Here is a 21155-nt window from a genome sequence, read left to right on the forward strand (position 1 = left end):
TACGGGAGGAAAACTTTATGCAGGAAAGCAAGCTTCTGACAGGCAGTATCACAAAAAGCCTGCTCATCTTCGCACTGCCCATGATCGCGGGAAATCTCCTGCAGCAGTGCTACAATATCGCGGACACTATCATCGTGGGCCGCTTTCTCGGGGCGGATGCCCTGGCGGCGGTGGGGAGCGCCTACACTCTGATGACATTCCTGACTTCTATCATCCTGGGCCTGTGCATGGGCAGCGGCGCCTCTTTTTCCATCAGCTACGGACAGCAGGATTTCGACCGGATGAAGGCAGGTATCTTTCAGTCCTTTGTCTTTATCGGAGCAGTGACGCTCGTGCTGAACGCGGCAGTATTTATCGGCATCCGCGGTATCATCTGGTTCCTGCGTGTGCCGGACTCCATCACGGGGCTGATGGAGGACTATCTCCTTGTCATATTTGCGGGCATTGTGGGGACATTTCTCTACAACTATTTTGCCTGCCTGCTGCGGTCCATCGGGAACTCCAGAGTCCCCCTCCTCTTTCTGGCTGTGTCCGCAGTGATGAACATCGTGCTGGACCTGGTGTTTGTGGTTGTCTTTTACTGGGGCGTGGCGGGAGCTGCCTTTGCCACTATCCTCTCCCAGTATGTGTCCGGCATCGGACTGGCCATCTACACAAAGGTCCGCTTCCCTGAGATGATGCCCGGGAAGCGGCACAGAAGGTGGGACCGCGGGATCTTTCACGAGATTACCAGCTTCTCCTTTCTCACCTGCCTCCAGCAGTCTGTCATGAATTTCGGCATCCTCATGGTCCAGGGGCTTGTCAACAGCTTCGGTCCTGTCACCATGGCGGCCTTTGCGGCTGCAGTGAAGATAGACTCCTTCGCCTACATACCGGTGCAGGATTTCGGGAATGCGTTTTCCACCTTTATCGCCCAGAATTACGGCGCAAAAAAAGAAGACCGGATCCGCAGGGGAATGAAGAGCGCTTTCCTGTGCGCCTTCTTCTTCTGCCTCGTCATCAGCCTTCTTGTCTGCGTCTTTGCCAGACCCCTGATGCAGATTTTCGTGTCCGCCAGGGAGACGGAGATCATCGCCGCCGGCGTCCATTACCTGCACATTGAGGGAGCTTTCTACTTTGGCATCGGCCTTCTCTTTCTGTTGTACGGACTCTACCGGGCCATCGCCCGGCCCGGCATGTCCGTGGTGCTCACAGTCATCTCTCTTGGCACCCGGGTTGCCCTGGCTTACATCCTGTCCGCCATCCCCGCGGTGGGAGTCACCGGCATCTGGATGTCCGTGCCCATCGGCTGGGCTCTGGCGGACCTGACTGGCGTTCTGTACTATATACATATCCAGCGCAAGAGGAACTAGCGTTCCTCTTTTTTTGTGAGCTTCTTAAACTCTCTGTAGAACAGGGCCGATGTCGTCGTCACTGCGACAGCGTCTGCCACCGGCTCTGCAAGGAACACGGCAAACACCTTGTCCTCCAGGAGCATCGGCAGGATGTATATAAGAGGGATGAGCACGATGATCTTCCGGAAAATGGCAAGGAAGGCGCTGACCCTGGAATTGCCCAGGGCGATGAAGGACTGCTGGCAGGATATCTGGATCCCCATCAGCAGCACACAGGCCATATATATCCGCAACGCCCATTTTGTGAGCTCCGCAAGCTGAGGATCATTGGTAAAGACCGCCACAAACAGCCCCGGCGCAAGCTCCACCGCCGCCCACAGCACAAAGGCAAAGGTAAAACAGCAGACTGTCTGTATCTGAAACGCCTTCTTCACTCTGGCCATGTTTCCCGCACCGTAGTTGAAGCTGATGATGGGCTGCCCTCCCTGGGTGAGTCCCTGCAGGGGCAGCATGGCGAACTGCATGACGCTGGACAGGATGGTCATAGCTCCCACGGCCAGATTCCCGCCATACTTCAGCAGGGAGGAGTTAAAACACAGGAGCAGGATGCTCTCTGTGGACTGCATGACAAAGGGCGCCACGCCAAGCCCCACGCAGGGCATGAGGAGAGACAGGCGGATGCGCAGGTTTTCTTTCTTCAGCCTGAGCACCGTCTTCTTCCCGCACAGGAACCATACCGCCCACACGGCGCTCAGCGCCTGGGACAGGATGGTGGCCAGGGCCGCTCCCGCCACGCCCATGTCAAACAGGAAAATGAACACCGGGTCCAGCACAATATTGGTGACTGCTCCTATCACCACGGTGAGCATGCTGATCTTGGAAAATCCCTGGGCAGAGATAAAAGCGTTCATGCCCAGCGTGAGCTGCACAAAGATGGTGCCCACAGCGTAGATACTCATATACTCCTTGGCGTAGCCTATGGTCTCACTGCTGGCGCTGAAAAGATAGAGGAGAGGCTCCTGGAAAAGGAGCACCACAGCCGTCAGGATGACAGCTATGATGACCAGAGCAGTAAAGCAGTTCCCCATGATCTTTTCCGCCGTCTTATTGTCCTTTTTCCCCATGTAGATGCTGGCTCTCGGCGCTCCGCCCATGCCTATCAGACTGGCGAAGGCGGATATGATCATGATCAGCGGGAAGCAGACTCCCACACCCGTCAGAGCCGTGGACCCGATTTCCGGTATATGTCCGATGTACATCCGGTCCACCATGTTGTAAAGCGCATTCACAAGCTGGGAGGTGATGGCCGGCACGGCCAGTGTCATCAGAAGGCGCCCAATGGGCTCCTCTCCCAGGTTCACTTCCCTCGACATTTCCATTTTCATCGTCTATCTCTCTCCTTTCTCTGTAAATCTGTCAAGAATTTTCGTCATGGTCACCTCCATCTGGTCGATCTCCTCCTGGGAAATTCCCTCCAGAAAGACTTCATTGATTTTTTTTATCTCACGCTCCAGCCTGCTGACAAGGGGCGACGCCCGGTCTGTCAGATAAATCCTCTGTATCCTCCTGTCCAGCTCATCCTGCCTGCACTCCACCAGGCCCTTGGCGGCCAGGGACTCCACGCTCCGGCTCACCAGCCCTTTGGAGACCCCCAGGATGACCTTCAGCTGGCTGGCAGTGTTGATGGTCCGGTTGTTGGACAGCAGGATCAGCACGGAAATCTCATTGGGGGAAAACCGCTCCTCCTCGAATTTTTTATTCAGTTCATTGGCATACACCTGCCTGATCTGGTTAAAATAGCCAAGCATGGCCTCCACAGTCCTCTGCATGTTTTTCCCCTAACCTCTCTATAGTTTACTTGTAAACAATATGTAGTGTATAACAAAAGGCGGCATCTGTCAATGCCGCCCGGATTTTTATGATCACAGCCCGAACTCTTCTGCGTAGATCACAGGGCCGCCAAGTGCCGGGGCTCCCTCAAGGAGCTGAATGGCCATAAAATTGGCAGAGGGAATGCCCTCCGGCACCTCCACGCCAAATCCGGCCGCCTCCCTGTAGCCCAGCCTTGGATAGTATTCCTCACTCCCTAGCACAATGGAATAGGAAAAGCCCAGCTCTCTGGCAATCCGGTGGCCCTCCTCGATCAGAGCTATCCCCACACCCTGTCTCTGAAAAGCAGGGCGCACTGACAGTGGCGCCAGGGCGAGGACCTCCACCTCTCCCACACGGGCCCTTGTGAAGAGGATGTGCCCTGCCAGCTGGCCGCCCTCCTCCGCCACAAGGGAAAGCTCCGGTATAAAGGCATCTCCTTTTCTAAGCGCCTCCACCAGGTCCTGCTCGTTTCCATCCGCATGTTCAGCCGACGCAAAAGCCTCCCTGACCAGTTCATATACTTCCTCGTAATCCTCTGGCTTTTCCTGTCTGATCCTCATCTCAATCTTCTCCTTTATTCTGCTAGCACAGCAAGATTTTACGTGAATGTCCCTGACAATTCGATTAATATTAACTATTGATTGCTATTATAAAGCAATCGGATTTAAAGATGAATCGTCCAGTATCCTTTTCTCCTTGATCCTTCTCGTATGATTATACCATTTTCTGTTAATTTCCTCATCATTCTTTGGACTTTACTTCTTGATAAATTCAGTCTTTCTCTAATCTCTGACTGAGTCAGTTCAGGATACTCTAACAGCAGATCACACAGCTTTTCTTCTAATTCTGTCAGTCTATAATTTTCAGCCTCATTTTTCACCTCACTTTTAGCCTCACTTTTAGCTTCATTTTCTGAAGCTGAAAAATTCAGATTTTTCAATGTAACAGTAAACTCCACTCGGTCAGAATAGAACACTGGCTCTTTATCTGGTGTGTAGTTCTCCGCACTCCGATAAGCATTTCTTATCTTATTCAGCCCACTGCCCTGCCTTTCCATATATCCCAGTCGGCTAAATATATCTGCCAATACCGGATTACGCCTTGTGGATGGAACAGTATCAATATTCCGTTCCTGGATTTTCGTACCGTCCGGCATTCCGCCTGGAGAATATACTACAAGCCGATCATCAAATATGTCTATATGAACTTCACTTCCATTAATCAGGTAATCTCGATGAATAAGAGCATTGACAATACTTTCAAAAACACTTCTCTCACAATAGTCCGGCAGTTCAATCCTTGAATTAGCTGTCTTTTTCCACGCTGTTTTCATATTCCTTTTTACAAAGCTAAATCCTTCATTCAGAAGCATAATCAGGCTTCCAGTAAACTCCGCACTGTCTAAAGCATCAATCCGCCCTCCACTTTTATCCAGCCCACTCCATCTGGTACAAAATAGCCTTGAATAGCGAATTGGACAATTATCAGCCAACAGTGCTCCAGCATTTGTCAATTTTCCATTACTATCAACAATACCAAACGATTCAAAATTTTTTTCTTCCATGCTGCTGCTATTCCACTCATAGTAGCGTTCCCGCAATTTAGAGAAAGAATAGTCCTTAAAATTATATGATGAAATAAGTGAATCGTAAGATGAATTCCTTCCCCTGAGTACAAGTCTTTTTAATTAAGCCGCATTTGCAGTAACGGTTTCATTCCCTATCCGGACGAAAGCCTCCATAGTTCCGTCTCCCTTATAATAATAAGGTGTCTCTTCTCCTTCCATGACCTTTACCGTTAATATATCCTTATCCCCATCTAACTTATGCAATTCCATAAAAATTTCTGGCAAGGGTTCAATTCTCTCTTTTATTTTCTGGCTGACAAACTCTGATGCACTTTTTATATCCGCAAGACCAATAATGTCATCATTATCTGCTATGCCGAAAACCAATATACCTCCTGAGCCATTTGCAAACGCGCTGACTGTCTTCAGCCAGCTTTTAGGCTTTTTAGTTTCAATTGCTTGCTTTTTATCATATTCTGTTGCCTCTCCCAACAGCTCTGTTATTTTCATAATATAAAAAAACTCCCTTATTATTTATCTACTCATTTTTAGGATGAACTTATTTGCTTTCCTATTTATTTTTCATATCTCATTCAAGTCACTACGCACTGTATAGTATTTCCTCGGTGGATGAGCCTGTATCTTTCATTCAGTATAACATACTGAATCCACATTACAACAGCCTTTTATAGCTGAAGGAATGCCAACACCGTTGCCATCAGGAAGGGTTTCCGGTATAATAGCAGATACATGAACATATGCGCACGTTGCGAGAGAGGAGGCGTCCACGTGAGGCTTTGTATTGCAGCTGCTCCGTGCAGAGTCTGATCCCGGACGGGACTGACGCGGAGCTTTGTCAAATAGAAAATAATAACTGCCGTCCGGAAAGGGCTTTGCACTTTTCATCTGTTTTATGAACAAAGAAAAAAGGAGCAAAGTCATGATACGAAAACTGAATACTTTATTTGACGGATTACACACCTTTATCATTCTCTGGGCCACCCAGGGGTTCTCGGCCCTTGGCAGCTCCATGACGAGCTACGCCCTTGTCATATGGGCCTACCAGCAGGAAGGATCAGCCCTTGCCTCCTCCCTTCTGACTGTGTGTTCCTACGCCCCCTATGTGCTTCTGAGTATTTTTGCCGGAGCCTTAAGCGACCGGTGGAACAAAAAGCTGACCATGCTGGTGTGCGACAGCTTTGCGGCTCTGTGCACGCTTTCCGTCCTGGTCCTCCTTGTGACCGGGCGCCTGGAGCTGTGGCACCTCTATGTGCTCAACGCCTTAAACGGCCTCGGAAATACGCTGCAGCAGCCTGCTTCAGACGTGGCCGTGAGCCTTCTGACTCCCAGAGAACAATATCAGAAAGCAGCGGGGATGCGGGCCTTTTCCAACTCCCTTGTGACCATACTGTCACCGGTTTTCGCCACAGCTCTTCTATCGGCTTTTGGCATTTACACAGTGATCGCCTTTGATCTTCTCACCTTCACGGCAGCTTTCCTCTCCCTGGCCTTCTTTGTGAAGCTCCCGGAGCAGGACCTGTCCAAGCGGAACACTGAACAGGCGTCTGTGCTGCAGACCGCCGGCCAGGGGCTCCGCTACCTGAGGGAGAACCGGGGCATCCTGGATCTTATCCTCTTTCTGGCCTGCATCAATCTGGTGGCTTCTGTGTACAACGCCGCCCTCCCCGCTATGCTACTCTCCAGAGACGGAGGAAGCCAGGCTGCACTGGCACTGGTGTCCACCTGTACGGGCCTGGCAAATGTAACCGGCAGTGTCATCGCCACCTTCCTGCCAGCCCCAAAGAGCCGGGTCAGAGCCATCTGCCTCTCCCTCCTCTTTTCCATGAGCACGGAAAACTTTCTGCTGGCTCTTGGCCGGGGCACTCCTGTATGGTGTCTGGGAGCCATCCTTGGCTGGCTATTTATCCCGGTCATGAACACCAACATGGACGCCCTCTTCCGCACCCACATTCCTGTGGAGATGCAGGGGCGGGTCTACTCCGCAAGAAATACTCTGCAGTTTTTCACCATACCCGTGGGCTATCTGCTGGGCGGCGTTCTCGTAGACCAGGTCTTTGAGCCCTTTATGGCAGACCAGGATAAGGGCAGCATCCCGTCTCTCCTGTTTGGCACAGGAAAGGGGTCAGGCGCAGCCTTTCTGTTCTTTGTGATCGCATTTGCGGGCATCCTGGTATGCCTGTATTTCCAGAGAGATGGACATATCTGGAAGCTGGAGGCCAAAAGAAACGATTAAATTTACAGCAATACAAATACGCAGGCGCAGACTTCTCGGTCTGCGCCTGTAACATTTTCAGGAGGAAAGAAAATGAACGGATTTATACTGCTGCTTCCCTTTTTCTTTATCAGATTTGTCGTCCTGGCAGTTCTCGACAGGACCTCCCTGCAGAGGGCAGCCATGTTTGCGCCCCTGAAGGGAAACGAAAAAACAGCTTATTACATATATCTGTTGACAAACGCAGGGGTTATCCTCTATCCCTTCTTTCTCACGGTAAAACCGAAGCTGTCTCCACTCTTTCTTGTCGGGCTCATCTGCTACCTTCTGGGGCTGCTCCTCTGTCTGTTCACAGTAAAGGCCTTCTCCTCGCCGGATAAAAGCGGACTCAACACTGACGGCATTTACCGCTTTTCCCGCAATCCCATGTATGTCTCCTACTTTGTCTGCTTTCTTGGGATAGCGCTGCTGACCAGCTCCACTCTCACTCCCCCTTATATTCCGTCAGGGAATACCTCTCTCCTTCCGCTTCAAACACCTCTTCAAAGGGCAGCCCATCCCGGTAGCTCCATCTCTTGATGAAGACCGGGCTCATCACAAACAACCTCTCGTTTTTCAGGCCGGAATACCGCTCAAAGGAGCCAGGAAAATGTTTTTCGTACAGCCCGGCAAATCTCTCATTTTCCATGGGATGCCCCAGCTCCCTGCAGACGCCCTCAATCTGTATATTGTCCATGCACAGAGCTGCGTTCTTATTCTCTGTAAGCTGCCTGTATTTGAGGAAGGTCCTGTCTGTCTGAAAATACAGAAGCCCCTCCATCAGGATAACGCTCATCATCCTGGAGGAAACTCTGTCCCCCGCGGCAGTGGAGAGCACCATTTTCTTCGCTTCGCCAAAGGCTTCCCAGAAAGAGCGCTGCTGCCTTTGGAACTCATTTTCGTGGTCCCTGGCATACTGCAGGAGCTCCGGCGTCCTGGACCAGTATCTGACGCCCCAGTGTTCAAAATCCCATTCCTCCATATAGTCGTTGCACTCGTAATCAATATAATATAAGACTCCCTCCCGCAAGATAAAGTTGGTGGGAAAATAATCGATGTTGAGTCCTGCCGGGCCGAGGCGGCGGCACATGTCCCTGACCTGCTCCGCGCAGGTTTCCGGCAGTCTGTCTCTTAACACGAGGTCATACACGGTCTCTCCCTCTATGAACTCCTTGACGATCCGCTCCTCCCCCCGGTCCACATCCAGCAGCTCGGGCATGGGGATCCCCACATTTCTCAGTCTTTCATAGTCCCGCAGCTCCGCCTCCAGCTTATCCCCGAACTGGTAGTAACCGCAGGGCTCATGGTGTATCTGCTTTAATACCACGTAGCTTCCTCCTGCAAGGGCCAGGTAAGAATAGCCGCCCTTCCCTTTCCCCAGAAGCTTAAGGATGGTGTACTCTGTTCCGTTTACAACAACTGTCTGTTCCACGTTTTCTCGCCTCTTCAATCGTATTTCTCAATCTTCACCGTCCCGATGGCCGACAGATCCGGCTCCCCGGTGACAAGGTTCTGGGGCGAGGGCACAAGCATCATAAAGCCCTCCTTCCCGTATCTTTTCGCATAGCCCTGGGCATAGTTCTCCTCCACGGACATGTGCTGTACCTCTCCGATGACCATGGCGGCCATGCCGGCGCCGCTTAAGTCCTGGACGTCCCGCAGAGTGCACTCCATAGTCAAAAACGCCTCCCGGATCACCGGGGCATGGATGGTCCTGGCCTCTTCCAGAATGAAATCTCCTGTCTGAAACTCATCGCTGTCGTAGTCGTTATGGAAAATGGTCTCTGTCAGCCTGCCGTAGCAGCTGATGGGCAGGAAATTGACGCAGAAGCATCTCTCCCGCAGGATGTTGGCGTAGGTGTGAGTATGCTGGTACAGATTGCCCATGACCGCGAAAAAGGCGGTCTTGTCCCCGTGAAAGCAGCTCCAGCTATGGAGGCACACGTTGGGCTTCCCGTTCTCCTTCCACGTAGTGATGGCAAAGAGCGGGCCAGGGACGGCGGCGGTCGTCTCAAAGTGGGAGAAAAGCTGGAACTCCTCCGGGTAGAGGGATTTGAAATATCCGGGGAACTCCTTTCCAATCTCGATCTTCATGTTCTGTATCCTCCTATCTCTTGTGGTCACTCCTGTCAAAGGGCTCCTCAATATCTCTGCCTGTCAGGAGACCATACTTCTCCGGACGCCGGTAGGCGTTTCCGTGGACTTCGCTTTCTCTGTAGCCGCGGAGCATGGACAGGTCTATGTCAGCCAGGAAGACGCCTTCCTCCACCCCGGCCTGCAGGATGCACATGTCTCTTGAGCCCGGAAGGTCCGGCAGGTACGCCACCCCGTCAAAGACAGTGGAGCCCCCGTTGCAGTCCGGCACTGTGCCCGGGTAATTGCAGGTGCAGATGGCTGTCATGTTCTCGAAGGCCCTGGCCCGGAGCTGGGAGAGCCGGTTGATCTCCATGGGGCAGGCGTTTGGCACGAGAATGAGCTCCGCCCCCTTCAGCATCAGGATCCTGGCGCTCTCCGGGAATTCCCGGTCATAGCATATCATGGCTCCGGTCTTCACAGGGCCCAGGGGCGTATCCAGATCCGTCACATAAAAATCCTCACCCGGCATCAGGTCCGCCTCTGCCCCGAACTCACAGGTATGCACTTTTGCGTAGGTGAGGACTCTCTCCCCGTTCCGACCAAATAGCGCCAGTGTATTGCGGCATCCCGACCCGCATTTTTCCAGAAATGTGATGCCGATAGCCATGGAAAGCTCTCTGGCCAGCTCCCCAAACGTCCGGACGAAGGAGCTGTCCGCCGGGACCGCCTCCTTCTTCCACTCTTCAAAAGGCCTGCTGCATATATCATAGCCGCAGCTCCACATCTCCGGGAAAAGGGCGATGTGGGCTCCCATCTCTTTTGCTTTTTCACAGTACTCCACTCCCTTTTTCAGATTCCCCTCCTGAGAACCGCAGGGAGCAATCTGAAGAAGGGCTGTCCTCAAAAGATCCATAACCCTTTCCCTTTCGTTTTCCTGCTCATTTCCCTTTATTTCCTCTGTTCCAGCAAAGCCAGATACGCGTCCGCATCCTCTCTTTTCCTGAAGACAAAAATATCCCTGCTGTCTCTGTATTTTTCCAGCATCTCGTAGATACGGGGGAGCTGGTCCTCCGGGAAATCCACGATCCACTGGCGGAATTCCCGGTCAAACTCTTTCTCCACCCAGGGCAGGTCCTCCCTCTTTTTCCCTATGCGCTCTTTGGCTCCGTCCAGGCAGAGCTCCGTGGGATAGTCCAGGAGAAAAACCGTGTCGCACTCCTGAAGCCTCATTTCCAGGGAATTCAGATAGTTGCCGTCTATGATCCACTGTTCTCTGCCTACAATCTCACTTACCTGCCTGACAAACGCTTCCCTGGAAATGTTGGTGCCGTCAGCCCTGTGCCAAATCATATCCAGGTAATACAAAGGCAGCGATGTCCTGTCCCGCAGCTTCCGGGCAAAGGTACTTTTCCCCGCGCCGGGGCATCCTATCACGATCACCTTTTTCATCCTCTCACCTGCTCACCGGGTCCCACAGGTCCCCGTATCCGTAGCAATCCACAATGTATTTCATTCCGTCCACCACCTCATCCTGGGTAAAGCCGTGCTCCTCCAGGAATTCCTCGCTCTTGCACCCCAGCTTCTCATAAAAGCGGAGAGCCATCTCAAAGTAGGACTGGCTGTCCGGGTCCAGCTCGTCCAGGAGCTGATTTTCCGCCTCGTTGATCTGCCCGTCGTCTATCATGGCGGTCAGCTTTTTAAACTGCTGCAGTCTCTCCACAGAGACCGGAAGCTCGTCCTCCTTGTCGATATCCCTGCCAAATATCAGTCTTATGAGCATGCGCGCGATCTCGTGGGTGAGGCGCATGATATAGTCCTTATCCTCTATCATCTGTCCATCCTCCTTACAGTCTGTTGATCCACCCCTGGGCCCACAGAAGCAGCCTGTCCGACATTTCTCCAAGGTCCGCCTTTCCGCCTGCCTTCAGCGCCAGGAATGTTTTGACAATATTCTGTTCCTCTTTCCCGGCTATGTCAAGCAGATCCTTCTGTTTCCTCGTATATTTCCCCGTCTGTAAAAAGCAGATGGCCTGCACCACAAAGGAGGCCGCCTTGTACAGTCCCTTCAGGATCTCCTCCTGTCTGTCGTAGAGCATATTGTGGATGCAGCCGTGGTAAATATTGCACGCGCCAATCCTTACCGCCCGACGCACCGCCCCGTCGTCGATCCGCTCCAGCAGCTCATCCAGGCTTCCCACAATGGGCCTGGTATCATAGTAAAACTGAAAGAGGTCCGACGGCTCCCATCTGAGCAGCTCCTCCTTCCCGGACAGGAAGCCGCAGACAAGCTCCCGGTCCGGCAGTCTGTCCAGCATCCTCTCGTAGGTCCGCACATCAGCAGGCGTCAGCCTATCCAGTATCACCACCAGGTCGATGTCGCTGCCCTCCGTCTCCTCTCCCCGGCCCCTGCTCCCCTGAAGGCCCGCAAACCAGAGGCGCTCCCCAAAGGTCTCCTCCAGCACCCTGATAAAATGTTCTGTCCAGCTCTTTATCTCGATCATATTTTCCTCCTCACTCTGTAATGCTGTAGCCGCTCTTAAATGGGAGTGACCAGGTAGTTCCAGAGCAGCATCACTGCTGTCATGACTACATAGTCAATGACAGACAGCATGGCTGTTGCCGTGTTCTTCTTTGTCCTGTCGTCCATGCAGCTTTTACCTCCAGAGAAAATGAAGCACCCGGAAGGGGTCTCCCCTCCCGGATGTTATAAAGCATACACTCCGGAGACATCCGCCGCAAGACTACAGGCTTATTTCGGAAACAATCCGGAACTGCCTCCTAGTATGTATTGGCAAAATACCTGGCCCTCTCCAGGTCCTTCCTCAGAACAAAGATTTCATACTCGTACATGAGGTCGATCGAACTTCCCACACTTCCAAAACTTCCACGGACCGTGCCATGACCCATCCATCGGTTTCCGCTGCTCCTCGTCCTGTAAGTGTAGGGAATTTTCTCCCTCTCCAGTGCCTCTCTCATCTCGTTAAACCGCTTCATGTCTCTTCCGATCCACAGGCTCTCCCTGTTAAAAATCGTGATCATAAGCCCCCTCCTCTCTGCTCCGGTCCTGGCAGAGTCCGGCCATCCGATATACATATACAATTTTCAAAATACTCACTACAACCAGGCCAATCCCACAGGCCAGCATTGCGATCACTCCCGGTAAAAACAAAAGGGCACTGCAGACAGTACCTACTGCAAATCCTGCCAGCATGCCCACATACCACTGACGCAGCCTGAGCCACTTTTCGCTCAGTATCACATCTCTATCACGCGCAAATTCAGAGTGTCCCGCAAATTCCTGGTACTCTCCTGCTATATCCACAACGGCTGACACAATGACCACCAAAATGATAAGAGTGACCAACAGACTGCCATCCAGAAAATATGACGCGGCAGAAGATACGATTCCTACAGACGCCGACGCAGCTTTACAGAGCCCCGCCATCCTGAAGTGAGCGCTGAAATGTTCCATCTTCAGCAGGACAGCTCCATAAACCGCTGTTGCCAGGACATTCACAAACCACAGCAGCGTGTAGAGCATTCCATCTCCCTCCCCGTTGGAAATGGTCCTTGCAACAGTACATATGATCAGCAGCCAGAACAGACTCTGGTAACATTTTCCACTTATCTCACTCACTTTTCTTTCACCTCCCTCACCTCCACATCCGCCAGCTTCAGCAGCTCCCCATACCGGAAGCAGTCTCTCTGGTGGTCGTTTATCATGCCGCAGGCCTGCAGGTGGGAGTACACGGTGACAGGCCCCATGTACTTCAGCCCCCGCTTTTTGAGGTCCCGGCTGACCCTGTCGGAGAGCTCATTGCTGGCCGGCAGCCCTTCTGTCTGATGGGCGGGATATATGTAAGTCCTCCCTCCTGTAAAGTTCCACAGGTAGGCACTGAAGGACCCTGCCTCCTGCCGAATCTTCTGAAAGCAACGGGCGTTGTGTATGACAGCCCGGACCTTTCTCTCCGACCGGATCATGCCCTCTGTCTGCAGGATACGCGCCACATCCTCCTCCCCGTAGTCCGCCACCTTGTCAAAGTCAAAGTCGTCAAAGCACTGCCGGAAAATTTCCCGTTTCTGTATCATCATGTTCCAGTTCAGGCCGCACTGCATGACCTCCATCATCAGGAACTCAAACTGCTTCCTGTCGTCATGGAGGGGCACGCCCCACTCCTCATCGTGATACCGGATCATCTTTTCATTGCACATGCACCACTTACATCGCTCCAAACTCTTCCCCTCCTCTCTCTGACACACCGGCCTGTCCCCTTCCAAAGCAATGCGCCGTCTTGTCCCCTTCCGGACAGACGCATTATCTTGTGTAATAGAACATGCTGCCATCATACTTTTCATCCAGCGTCTGGCGGCTTGTGAACACGCACTGTACCCCGTCCGCAAATGCCCCAAAGGGATCGTGCCGTTCTGCGATGGCATCCAGCTTTTTTCTGATACTGCCGCATACGCTATCGTCCTGGTGACGGTCCCTTTGTTCATCTGTCTCAAAAAAGACGTGCACACTGTCAAAAAGGATTTCCACCCGCCAAATATCCGGGGCTTCTATGCTCTTTATCTCCCCGGAACACTCCCGGAGCACCCTCTTTTGTATCTCGTCCCTGAACGTGTCATAGGTCACGAGGAAGTCCCCGGGTCTTCGGTAAGCGGGGTGCATCTTATACCTGACACACAAAGCGGCGAATTTCTCCGCTGTGCGTCTCTGTTTCCGCTCATCCGGGTTTGCGCCCTTTTTCATCTTCCCGGCACAGTCCCTGTCCCACAAAAGCAGGCGCAGCCGGGGCCGCCCTGCGTTAGTCAGCCCGCAAAAATAATCGTAAACCCGCAGGCCGTAGGTTTCCTCAAGCCACTGCTCGAGCTCTGTAAAAAGAGAGGTCTTCTCTTCCATACCGGACAGGATCGCCGTCGCATGACTGTACTCTTCTTCTCGCAATAGCATACCGTCACCCTCTGTTCTGTTTTTCTGTTATTCCGCTTCTTTTTTCATTATAATACATATGGCAGGCTTTCGTTCTTTTACATACACTATTGATTCTCCAATTTTCTGCTCTACAACTTAGGATTTGCAGATACCTTTATTCTTTTAAACTTTCCAATTCTACTAAAGAAAGTTCTTTAACCAATATTGCGTTTTTATTTGTATCCAGAGAATACTGTTCGACTTTTTTCAAGGCTACAAAATAATCGGCATCACCTATAATTGTATCTTTAGATGTACTAACAAGCACTAATTTCCACTCCGCTACCGACTTTCCATCAACTTTATACTCTAACTGCGGATTTTTAGGAAGTACAGTTTTAGTGCCCTCAGTTAAAGCTATTGCACCAAACGGACTACCATCAGGTTTCCCATAAAATTTTGGTGTGGCGTTATAAGCATCACTCCAATCGACGCTCTCCTTTTTCCCTTTTAACTTATCAAATAATCCCATTACTCTACCTCCTCAAATTCCATTTTCTATATTTTTCATTATACTCCTCGCCTTTCACCCCCACAAGAAAAACAGCGCAGATAATGTTTCCATTACCTGCGCCATGTTTACTTTTATGCCTCTAAATATTTACTCAAATTATTTCTGCACAATATTGATGATCCTTCCCGGCACATAGATCTCTTTCACAATGTTTCCGGTCAGTTTATCCTGGACAGCTTCCTTTCCTTTTGCAATGGCGTCCTCTTTGGACACATCAGCAGGAAGAGCCACGACTGCCCTTGTCTTTCCGTTGACCTGGACAGCAATCTCCACCTCGTCGTCCTTCATGGCGTCCTCATCGTAGGATGGCCATCCTGCGTGGAAGACAGTCTCTGTGTGGCCCAGCTCCTCCCACATCTCCTCTGCCATGTGAGGTGCGAAGGGCGCCAGAAGCACTGCCATAGTCTCCAGGGTCTCCTTGTCCACGCCGCCCTCTTTCTTGGCGATGGCGGCCAGGCTGTTGGTGTGCTCCATAAATGCGGAGATGACCGTGTTCAGGCTGAAGTTCTCCAGACGTGTGGTCACGTCGTAAACCAGTCTGTGGCGCTCCTTGAGCATATCTTTTGTAGCCTTGATGTCTTTCTCCTTGCTGTCCTGAAGCAGGTTCCAGACTTTCTTGAGGAAACGGTACACACCGTCAATGCCTCTGTCATCCCACTCTGCATCCAGCTCCGGCGGCCCCACGAAGAGCTCGTACATACGCAGGGAGTCACAACCGTAGTCGCGGACAAGGTCGTCCGGGGAGACGACATTTCCCTTGGATTTGCTCATCTTGATGCCGTTCTTTCCTGTGATCATGCCCTGGTTGAACAGCTTGGTAAAGGGCTCGTCAAAGTCGATCACGCCGATGTCGCAGAGGAATTTTGTATAGAATCTGGAGTACAGAAGGTGAAGCACCGCGTGCTCCACGCCGCCGATATACATATCCACCGGCAGGAGGGCGTCTGCCTTCTCCCTGGAAACCAGCTCCTTGTCATTGTGGTTGTCCACGTAGCGGAGGAAATACCAGGAGGAGCCTGCCCACTGGGGCATGGTGTTTGTCTCTCTCCTGGCCGGCTTTCCGCAGACCGGACATTTGCAGTTCACCCACTCGTCGATGGCTGCCAGCGGTGACTCGCCTGTTCCTGTGGGCTCATAGGACTCTACATCCGGCAGCTGCAGCGGAAGCTCTTCCTCCGGCACGGGCACAGCGCCGCAGTCCGGGCAGTGTACGATAGGGATCGGTTCACCCCAGTAGCGCTGGCGGGAGAATACCCAGTCGCGCAGCTTGTAGTTCACTGTGGCACGTCCGATACCTTTTTCTTCTATAATGTGAGGTCCTTCCTTCTTCAGCACGGAGGACTCCATGCCGTTCCACTCGCCGGAGTTGATCATAACGCCGGATGCTTCTGTGTAGGCCTCTGTCATATTCTCAATCTCTTTTCCATCCTTTGAGATAACCTGGATGATCGGAATATCAAATTTCTTCGCAAACTCAAAGTCACGGTCATCGTGTGCAGGCACACACATGATGGCTCCGGTACCGTAATCTGCCAGTACATAGTCAGAGAGCCAGATCGGCACTTTCGCACCGTTCAGCGGATTGATGGCATAGGTTCCTGTGAACACACCTGTCTTCTCCTTGTCCTGCATACGGTCCACGTTGGACTTCATGGAAGCCTCATAGATGTATTTGTCCACAGCCTCCTTGTTCTCAGGTGTGGCAAGGGAAGCCGCCAGAGCATGCTCCGGAGCCAGCACCATGAAGGTGGCGCCGTGGAGCGTGTCGGGGCGGGTGGTGTAGACGGTGATCTTCTCGTCTCTTCCCTCCACCGGGAAGTCCACCTCAGCGCCGTAGGATTTGCCGATCCAGTCTGTCTGCATCTTCTTGACCTTCTCCGGCCAGTCCAGCTTGTCCAGATCGTTCAGGAGACGCTCCGCGTAGGCTGTGATCTTCAGCATCCACTGGCGGAGGTTCTTCTTGGTCACCTCTGTACCGCAGCGCTCACATTTTCCGTTGACCACTTCCTCGTTTGCAAGTCCTGTCTTACAGGATGGGCACCAGTTGATGGGGAATTCCTTCTCATATGCCAGGCCCGCTTTGAACATCTTCACAAAGATCCACTGTGTCCACTTATAATAGTTCGGATCTGTCGTATTGACCTCCAGATCCCAGTCGTAGAGGGCCGCGATCTGGTTGATCTGCTCTTTGATATGTTTGATGTTCTCAGCCGTGGACTTTGCCGGGTGCACGCCCATCTTGATGGCATAGTTCTCAGCCGGAAGCCCGAAGGCATCCCATCCCATGGGATGGATGATATAATAGCCCTGCAGCAGCTTGTATCTGCTCCACACGTCAGAGATCACATATCCTCTCCAATGTCCCACATGAAGCCCGTTTCCGGAAGGATACGGGAACATGTCCAGACAGTAATATTTTTCACGCTTATTGCCGTTCTTATCTTCTTTGGTATTCACCGGGTTCTTTTCCCAGTTTTCCCGCCACTTCTTCTCGATCGCCTTATGATTATAAGGTACTGCCATTGTTCATTCCTCCTAATAATTTGCGTAAATGTACACTATTTCTAATTTTACCATAGGAAGCCCGTCTGTCAAGTTTTCAGCCCGGATTTTCCAGATTTCACTCTGTATTTTCTTAGTACAGAAACATATAAGTTGCATTTCATACTATTTTTATCTGGACAAACCACCGGAAAATAGGATATGATATAGGAGTCTGCCGTCAGATCTGCATTTGTCTGTATTCCAGGCTTTTCCGGCAGATATCAGACTTCATTTTCACCACATAAATATAAAAAAATAGAACAAAAGAAAGAGAGGGGCAAACATGTTTGCACAGATTATCAACACCTTGAGCGACCTGTTATACTCCTACATTCTGATCGTGCTGCTTCTTGGGACAGGCATCTATTTTACGATCAGAACAAAAGGCGTACAGTTTCGCATGCTGCGCGAATCCATTCGCGTTGTTATGGAGCCAAAGGACAATGACGACGGACTTTCCTCGTTCCAGGCTCTGATGGTTTCTACCGCTTCACGGGTAGGTACTGGAAATATCGCAGGTATCTCCACCGCCATCTGTATCGGCGGCCCGGGCGCAGTATTCTGGATGTGGCTGACAGCCATCCTGGGGAGTGCATCTGCATTCATCGAGAGTACTCTGGCACAGATTTATAAGAGGAAGGCACAGGACGGCACCTGCTACGGAGGTCCGGCCTACTATATCCAGGCTGCTCTGAAAAAGCGTTGGCTGGGCGGAGTATTTGCCGTGTTCCTGATCCTCACCTACATGGTTGGTTTCAACATGGTGGCATCTTTCAACATTGCGGACTCCTTCAGAACGTACAGCTTCTTTAACGAGTCCACCACACCGGTGATCATCGGCGTCATCCTGGCAGTCATCTTCTGTATCTGTATCTTCGGCGGAAGCACACAGATCTCAAAGATCACAGGCGTGCTGGTTCCGGTAATGGGTATTTTCTACCTGGCAGTCGCGCTGTTTATCGTAGTAACCCACTTCAACCTGATCCCGCAGATGTTCATTTCCATCTTCAGCAGCGCATTTGACTTTCAGGCCATCTTCGGCGGATTTACCGGATCATGTATCATGCAGGGTATCAAGAGAGGACTTTTCTCCAATGAGGCCGGCGTCGGTTCCGCCCCCAATGCGGCCGCCAGCGCCTCTGTGTCCCACCCTGTAAAGCAGGGTCTTGTACAGATGCTCTCCGTATTCATCGACACCATCGTGATCTGCTCTGCAACCTCCTTCATGCTTCTCTGCTCCGGAGTTGCACCAAGCGACGCGCTGAAGGGAATGCCCTGGGTACAGGCCGCGGCAGCGGAGACACTGGGAAGCTTTGGAACCACCTTCATCACTATCGCGCTGTTCCTCTTCGCATTCACCACACTCATCGGCAACTACTTTTATGCGGAGATGGGCCTCGGTTATCTGTGCGACAAAAAGCCGGGAAAAAAACTGCTGACTGTTTTCCGCCTTTTTGCTACTGTCGTTGTATTTGGCGGCGCCCTCATGGAGTTCTCCGTCGCATGGGCCACGGCAGACGTGATCATGGGCTTCCTTGCACTTATCAACCTGCCTGTCATCATCATACTTGGCAAGCCAGCCATCCGCTGTCTCAGAGATTATGCCAAGCAGAAAAAAGAAGGAAAAAATCCTGTCTTTAAGGCTGCTGACATTCAGCTGAAGGACAAGACAGATTTCTGGAACTAAAGACAAAACCCCGGATTTTACAGCCGTGTGAAATCCGGGGTTTTTTTCTCTGTCATCTATACAAATATTTATATTGTGTATCTGATTAAATTCATGTATAATAAATGTTAAGAAAAATACGTATGTCAAATACATAAAAAAAGGAGTGTTTCCCATGGTAAATTTATTGACAGGACCCAAAGGCAGCGGCAAGACCCAGCAGATGATCGATCTTGCAAATCAGCAGGCCAAGGCATGCAACGGAAACGTAGTATTCATCAAAAACAGCCACCGCGACACAAGCAGCGTGACGTTTGACATCCGCGTTGTATGCATGGACGATTACGAGGCTATCACGAACATTGACGAGTACATAGGCTTCCTCTACGGCATGTACAGCGCCAACCACGATGTGGAGTGCATCTTCATCGACGGCATCCTCAAGAGAGACCATATCAAAGCCGACGACATGCCCAAGTTTGTAGAGAGGCTGAAGGGGATTTCCTCCCAGTGCGGCATTGACTTCTATGTCAGCATCAGCGCAGACAAGAACGAGCTTTCAGAGGTGGACCTTACCGACTGCAAGGTATTAAACTAAAAAAAGCCGGGGAATTTATTCTGAGCGTACAAAAAAGCTTCGGAACAGTATCAGGACTGCACCGAAGCTTTTTTATATTTCTATGCTATTTCATTGTATTTCTGAGCGATGTTGAGAGCGTGGTCCCCTATCCTCTCAAAGTCTGTCAGTATCTCTGAGTAGATAATGCCTGTGTCTGCCTGACAGGTCCCCTTCTGCATCCGGTTCACCTGCCTGTCTCTGTAGTCGTCTCTCATGTCATCGATCTTCTGCTCATTCTGGGCCGTGCGCTCCAGTATGCGGTCCTTCTGTCCGTTTGTAAAATTCCCGATATCATCAAGGGTCTTCAGGCATATATCCCGCATCTTCTTCAGCTCGCCCAGGGCATCCTCCGAGAAGGTCTGCTTCCACTTTTTCAGATTCACAGCATATCCGGCAATGTTCATGGCATGGTCACCGATCCGCTCCAGATTGCTCACTACCGTGTAGTAGCCGCTGATGTTCCTCAGATCCTGGCTTGCCGACTCGGAGGACATGACGTGGACGATGTACCTGGATATCTCCACATTGAGATAGTCAATGTACTCCTCCCTCTCGCTGATCTCCTCACTCCTGCTCACATCACTTGTCAGCAGGGAGTCAAAGCTGTCCTCTATATTCTGGCGCACCATACCGGTCATACGGCCCACCTCCTGCTCTACCTGGGCCTGCACGATGGCAGCCTGCCCTACCTGGTAGCTGGTCTCAAAGGGCGTAATGTATTTGAGGCGTTTCACCTCGTCCTTCTCCTTCTCGCTCTCCGGCAGGATCCTTTCCGCCAGCCTTGCCATATAGGCTCCAAATGGCAGGAGAAGGATAGTCGTCACGATATTGAAGGTTGTATGCACGTTTGCTATCTGGGCTGCCGGATTGTCCGGAGCTGTTGTGGCCATGATATCAACAAATGGCGTAACAAGCGTGAAGACAGTAAATATAGTCGTGCCGATGATGTTGAACATCAGGTGGATGATGGTGGTCCGCTTTGCGTTTGTCCTTGTCCCGATGGAGGCCAGCACCGCCGTGATACAGGTTCCGATATTCTGTCCAAACAGGATGTACACCGCACTGTGGAGCGGAACCAGCCCCGCTGTCGCCAGCGCCTGCAGGATGCCGACCGAAGCGGAGGAGGACTGGATGATGGCTGTGAACACGGCTCCCATGGCTATGCCGGCCAGAGGGTTGGAGAAGGTGGTCATGAAGTTGATGAACACCTCCGAACTCTGAAGGGGCACCATGGCGTTTCCCATCATATCCATACCAATGAAGAGTACGCCGAACCCGGCAATGACCTCACTGATATATTTTACTTTCTCCTTCTTCACAAACATGATACAGGCCACACCGACAAAGGCAAAAAGCGGTGCCAGAGCTCCCACGTCCAGCGCGATGAGCTGCCCTGTGATGGTGGTACCGATATTGGCACCCATGATCACCCACACTGCCTGTCTCAGCGTCATAAGTCCTGAATTCACGAAGCCTACTACCATGACTGTTGTCGCCGAGGAAGACTGTATCACCGCCGTGATGATGGCTCCCGCCAGGACACCCACAAATCGGTTGGATGTCAGCTTCTCCAGAATCGTCTTCATCTTGTTTCCTGCCGCTGTCTCCAGACCGGTACTCATCATCTGCATACCGTACAGGAAAAGAGCAAGCCCCCCCAGCAGCTGCAAAACCTCAGTAATTCCCATTTCTTTTTTCCATCCTTTGTTTTTTCAA

The 21155-nt window shown here is 51.6% G+C and carries 23 protein-coding genes; 5 read left to right on the forward strand and 18 right to left on the reverse strand.

What is annotated here, in order from left to right:
• Positions 1-17: 17 nt before the first annotated feature.
• Positions 18-1352, forward strand: a complete 1335-nt coding sequence (locus tag B5E62_RS05835) for an MATE family efflux transporter (RefSeq protein ID WP_087173696.1) — start codon at positions 18-20, stop codon at positions 1350-1352.
• Here B5E62_RS05835 and B5E62_RS05840 read toward each other — a convergent pair.
• From B5E62_RS05840 to B5E62_RS17235, 5 genes are all read right to left on the reverse strand, one after another.
• Entirely contained in the window at positions 1349-2719 is a 1371-nt protein-coding gene (locus B5E62_RS05840; protein WP_242957734.1) for an MATE family efflux transporter, read from the reverse strand. The two genes, B5E62_RS05835 and B5E62_RS05840, sit on opposite strands and share 4 nt — an antisense overlap.
• 3 nt (positions 2720-2722) lie before the next feature.
• A complete protein-coding gene (locus tag B5E62_RS05845) occupies positions 2723-3163 on the reverse strand; it encodes a MarR family winged helix-turn-helix transcriptional regulator (RefSeq protein ID WP_087173697.1) in 441 nt (146 codons plus the stop codon).
• A gap of 93 nt (positions 3164-3256) precedes the next feature.
• Positions 3257-3766 carry a GNAT family N-acetyltransferase gene (locus B5E62_RS05850; RefSeq protein ID WP_087173698.1) on the reverse strand — a complete coding sequence of 170 codons (510 nt, stop codon included), beginning with the start codon at positions 3764-3766 and terminating at the stop codon, positions 3257-3259.
• 104 nt (positions 3767-3870) lie between these two features.
• A complete protein-coding gene (locus B5E62_RS17230; protein WP_242957735.1) occupies positions 3871-4770 on the reverse strand; it encodes an ATP-binding protein in 900 nt (299 codons plus the stop codon).
• A 123-nt stretch (positions 4771-4893) separates the two neighbouring features.
• Positions 4894-5283, reverse strand: a complete 390-nt coding sequence (locus B5E62_RS17235) for an AlbA family DNA-binding domain-containing protein (protein ID WP_242957736.1) — start codon at positions 5281-5283, stop codon at positions 4894-4896.
• A 403-nt stretch (positions 5284-5686) separates the two neighbouring features.
• On the opposite strand from B5E62_RS17235, the gene B5E62_RS05860 reads away from it, so the two are divergent.
• Positions 5687-7027: an MFS transporter gene (locus B5E62_RS05860; RefSeq protein WP_242957737.1), complete on the forward strand. Its 1341-nt coding sequence runs from the start codon at positions 5687-5689 to the stop codon at positions 7025-7027.
• 72 nt (positions 7028-7099) lie between these two features.
• On the forward strand, positions 7100-7585 hold the full coding sequence (locus B5E62_RS05865; protein ID WP_087173700.1) for a methyltransferase family protein: 486 nt from the start codon (positions 7100-7102) through the stop codon (positions 7583-7585).
• Here the strand turns inward: B5E62_RS05865 and B5E62_RS17490 are convergent.
• From B5E62_RS17490 to leuS, 12 genes are all read right to left on the reverse strand, one after another.
• Positions 7491-8477: a hypothetical protein gene (locus B5E62_RS17490; protein ID WP_330398023.1), complete on the reverse strand. Its 987-nt coding sequence runs from the start codon at positions 8475-8477 to the stop codon at positions 7491-7493. The two genes, B5E62_RS05865 and B5E62_RS17490, sit on opposite strands and share 95 nt — an antisense overlap.
• A gap of 14 nt (positions 8478-8491) precedes the next feature.
• Complete coding sequence (locus tag B5E62_RS05880) at positions 8492-9139, reverse strand: flavin reductase family protein (RefSeq protein WP_087173701.1); 648 nt, start codon at positions 9137-9139, stop codon at positions 8492-8494.
• A gap of 13 nt (positions 9140-9152) precedes the next feature.
• Positions 9153-10034: a carbon-nitrogen hydrolase family protein gene (locus B5E62_RS05885; RefSeq protein WP_087173702.1), complete on the reverse strand. Its 882-nt coding sequence runs from the start codon at positions 10032-10034 to the stop codon at positions 9153-9155.
• 35 nt (positions 10035-10069) lie between these two features.
• On the reverse strand, positions 10070-10570 hold the full coding sequence (locus tag B5E62_RS05890) for an adenylate kinase (RefSeq protein WP_087173703.1): 501 nt from the start codon (positions 10568-10570) through the stop codon (positions 10070-10072).
• A gap of 4 nt (positions 10571-10574) precedes the next feature.
• Positions 10575-10952 (reverse strand): DUF6483 family protein, encoded by a 378-nt coding sequence (locus tag B5E62_RS05895; RefSeq protein WP_076776512.1) that lies wholly within the window; start codon positions 10950-10952, stop codon positions 10575-10577.
• Between the two features lie 13 nt (positions 10953-10965).
• Positions 10966-11622, reverse strand: a complete 657-nt coding sequence (locus B5E62_RS05900) for a nucleotidyltransferase domain-containing protein (protein ID WP_087173704.1) — start codon at positions 11620-11622, stop codon at positions 10966-10968.
• 277 nt (positions 11623-11899) lie between these two features.
• On the reverse strand, positions 11900-12160 hold the full coding sequence (locus tag B5E62_RS05905) for a hypothetical protein (RefSeq protein WP_087173705.1): 261 nt from the start codon (positions 12158-12160) through the stop codon (positions 11900-11902).
• Positions 12144-12758, reverse strand: a complete 615-nt coding sequence (locus B5E62_RS05910; protein WP_087173706.1) for a hypothetical protein — start codon at positions 12756-12758, stop codon at positions 12144-12146. Before B5E62_RS05910 ends, B5E62_RS05905 begins: the two co-directional genes overlap by 17 nt.
• On the reverse strand, positions 12755-13354 hold the full coding sequence (locus B5E62_RS05915) for a DNA-3-methyladenine glycosylase I (protein ID WP_087173707.1): 600 nt from the start codon (positions 13352-13354) through the stop codon (positions 12755-12757). The genes B5E62_RS05910 and B5E62_RS05915 overlap by 4 nt, the downstream gene beginning before the upstream one ends.
• A gap of 82 nt (positions 13355-13436) precedes the next feature.
• Positions 13437-14075, reverse strand: a complete 639-nt coding sequence (locus tag B5E62_RS05920; RefSeq protein ID WP_143468809.1) for a hypothetical protein — start codon at positions 14073-14075, stop codon at positions 13437-13439.
• A 136-nt stretch (positions 14076-14211) separates the two neighbouring features.
• Positions 14212-14568, reverse strand: coding sequence for a DUF4299 family protein (locus tag B5E62_RS05925; RefSeq protein ID WP_087173709.1), 357 nt, complete (start codon positions 14566-14568; stop codon positions 14212-14214).
• 138 nt (positions 14569-14706) lie between these two features.
• Entirely contained in the window at positions 14707-17133 is a 2427-nt protein-coding gene (gene leuS / locus B5E62_RS05930; protein WP_087173710.1) for a leucine--tRNA ligase, read from the reverse strand.
• 304 nt (positions 17134-17437) lie between these two features.
• Here leuS and B5E62_RS05935 point away from each other — a divergent pair, with 304 nt between their 5' ends.
• Positions 17438-18841 (forward strand): alanine/glycine:cation symporter family protein, encoded by a 1404-nt coding sequence (locus B5E62_RS05935; RefSeq protein WP_087173711.1) that lies wholly within the window; start codon positions 17438-17440, stop codon positions 18839-18841.
• 154 nt (positions 18842-18995) lie between these two features.
• A complete protein-coding gene (locus tag B5E62_RS05940) occupies positions 18996-19418 on the forward strand; it encodes a hypothetical protein (RefSeq protein WP_087173712.1) in 423 nt (140 codons plus the stop codon).
• An 80-nt stretch (positions 19419-19498) separates the two neighbouring features.
• On the opposite strand, the gene B5E62_RS05945 is transcribed toward B5E62_RS05940, so the two are convergent.
• Entirely contained in the window at positions 19499-21127 is a 1629-nt protein-coding gene (locus B5E62_RS05945; protein WP_087173713.1) for a Na/Pi cotransporter family protein, read from the reverse strand.
• Positions 21128-21155: the final 28 nt, after the last annotated feature.

The organism is Lachnoclostridium sp. An118, assembly GCF_002160985.1.
Lineage (GTDB): Bacteria > Bacillota > Clostridia > Lachnospirales > Lachnospiraceae > Claveliimonas > Claveliimonas stercoravium.

What these genes read in the sequence shown, in the direction of transcription:
- B5E62_RS05920 (WP_143468809.1), bottom strand. Translation starts at nt 14,075, where the DNA reads ATGCTATTGCGAGAAGAAGAGTACAGTCATGCGACGGCGATCCTGTCC.
- B5E62_RS17230 (WP_242957735.1), bottom strand. Translation starts at nt 4,770, where the DNA reads ATGGAAGAAAAAAATTTTGAATCGTTTGGTATTGTTGATAGTAATGGA.
- B5E62_RS05880 (WP_087173701.1), bottom strand. Translation starts at nt 9,139, where the DNA reads ATGAAGATCGAGATTGGAAAGGAGTTCCCCGGATATTTCAAATCCCTC.
- B5E62_RS05890 (WP_087173703.1), bottom strand. Translation starts at nt 10,570, where the DNA reads ATGAAAAAGGTGATCGTGATAGGATGCCCCGGCGCGGGGAAAAGTACC.
- B5E62_RS05935 (WP_087173711.1), top strand. Translation starts at nt 17,438, where the DNA reads ATGTTTGCACAGATTATCAACACCTTGAGCGACCTGTTATACTCCTAC.
- B5E62_RS05845 (WP_087173697.1), bottom strand. Translation starts at nt 3,163, where the DNA reads ATGCAGAGGACTGTGGAGGCCATGCTTGGCTATTTTAACCAGATCAGG.
- B5E62_RS17235 (WP_242957736.1), bottom strand. Translation starts at nt 5,283, where the DNA reads ATGAAAATAACAGAGCTGTTGGGAGAGGCAACAGAATATGATAAAAAG.
- B5E62_RS05900 (WP_087173704.1), bottom strand. Translation starts at nt 11,622, where the DNA reads ATGATCGAGATAAAGAGCTGGACAGAACATTTTATCAGGGTGCTGGAG.
- B5E62_RS05895 (WP_076776512.1), bottom strand. Translation starts at nt 10,952, where the DNA reads ATGATAGAGGATAAGGACTATATCATGCGCCTCACCCACGAGATCGCG.
- B5E62_RS05840 (WP_242957734.1), bottom strand. Translation starts at nt 2,719, where the DNA reads ATGAAAATGGAAATGTCGAGGGAAGTGAACCTGGGAGAGGAGCCCATT.
- B5E62_RS05925 (WP_087173709.1), bottom strand. Translation starts at nt 14,568, where the DNA reads ATGGGATTATTTGATAAGTTAAAAGGGAAAAAGGAGAGCGTCGATTGG.
- B5E62_RS05945 (WP_087173713.1), bottom strand. Translation starts at nt 21,127, where the DNA reads ATGGGAATTACTGAGGTTTTGCAGCTGCTGGGGGGGCTTGCTCTTTTC.
- leuS (WP_087173710.1), bottom strand. Translation starts at nt 17,133, where the DNA reads ATGGCAGTACCTTATAATCATAAGGCGATCGAGAAGAAGTGGCGGGAA.
- B5E62_RS05860 (WP_242957737.1), top strand. Translation starts at nt 5,687, where the DNA reads ATGAACAAAGAAAAAAGGAGCAAAGTCATGATACGAAAACTGAATACT.
- B5E62_RS05850 (WP_087173698.1), bottom strand. Translation starts at nt 3,766, where the DNA reads ATGAGGATCAGACAGGAAAAGCCAGAGGATTACGAGGAAGTATATGAA.
- B5E62_RS05885 (WP_087173702.1), bottom strand. Translation starts at nt 10,034, where the DNA reads ATGGATCTTTTGAGGACAGCCCTTCTTCAGATTGCTCCCTGCGGTTCT.
- B5E62_RS05865 (WP_087173700.1), top strand. Translation starts at nt 7,100, where the DNA reads ATGAACGGATTTATACTGCTGCTTCCCTTTTTCTTTATCAGATTTGTC.
- B5E62_RS05905 (WP_087173705.1), bottom strand. Translation starts at nt 12,160, where the DNA reads ATGATCACGATTTTTAACAGGGAGAGCCTGTGGATCGGAAGAGACATG.
- B5E62_RS05835 (WP_087173696.1), top strand. Translation starts at nt 18, where the DNA reads ATGCAGGAAAGCAAGCTTCTGACAGGCAGTATCACAAAAAGCCTGCTC.
- B5E62_RS05940 (WP_087173712.1), top strand. Translation starts at nt 18,996, where the DNA reads ATGGTAAATTTATTGACAGGACCCAAAGGCAGCGGCAAGACCCAGCAG.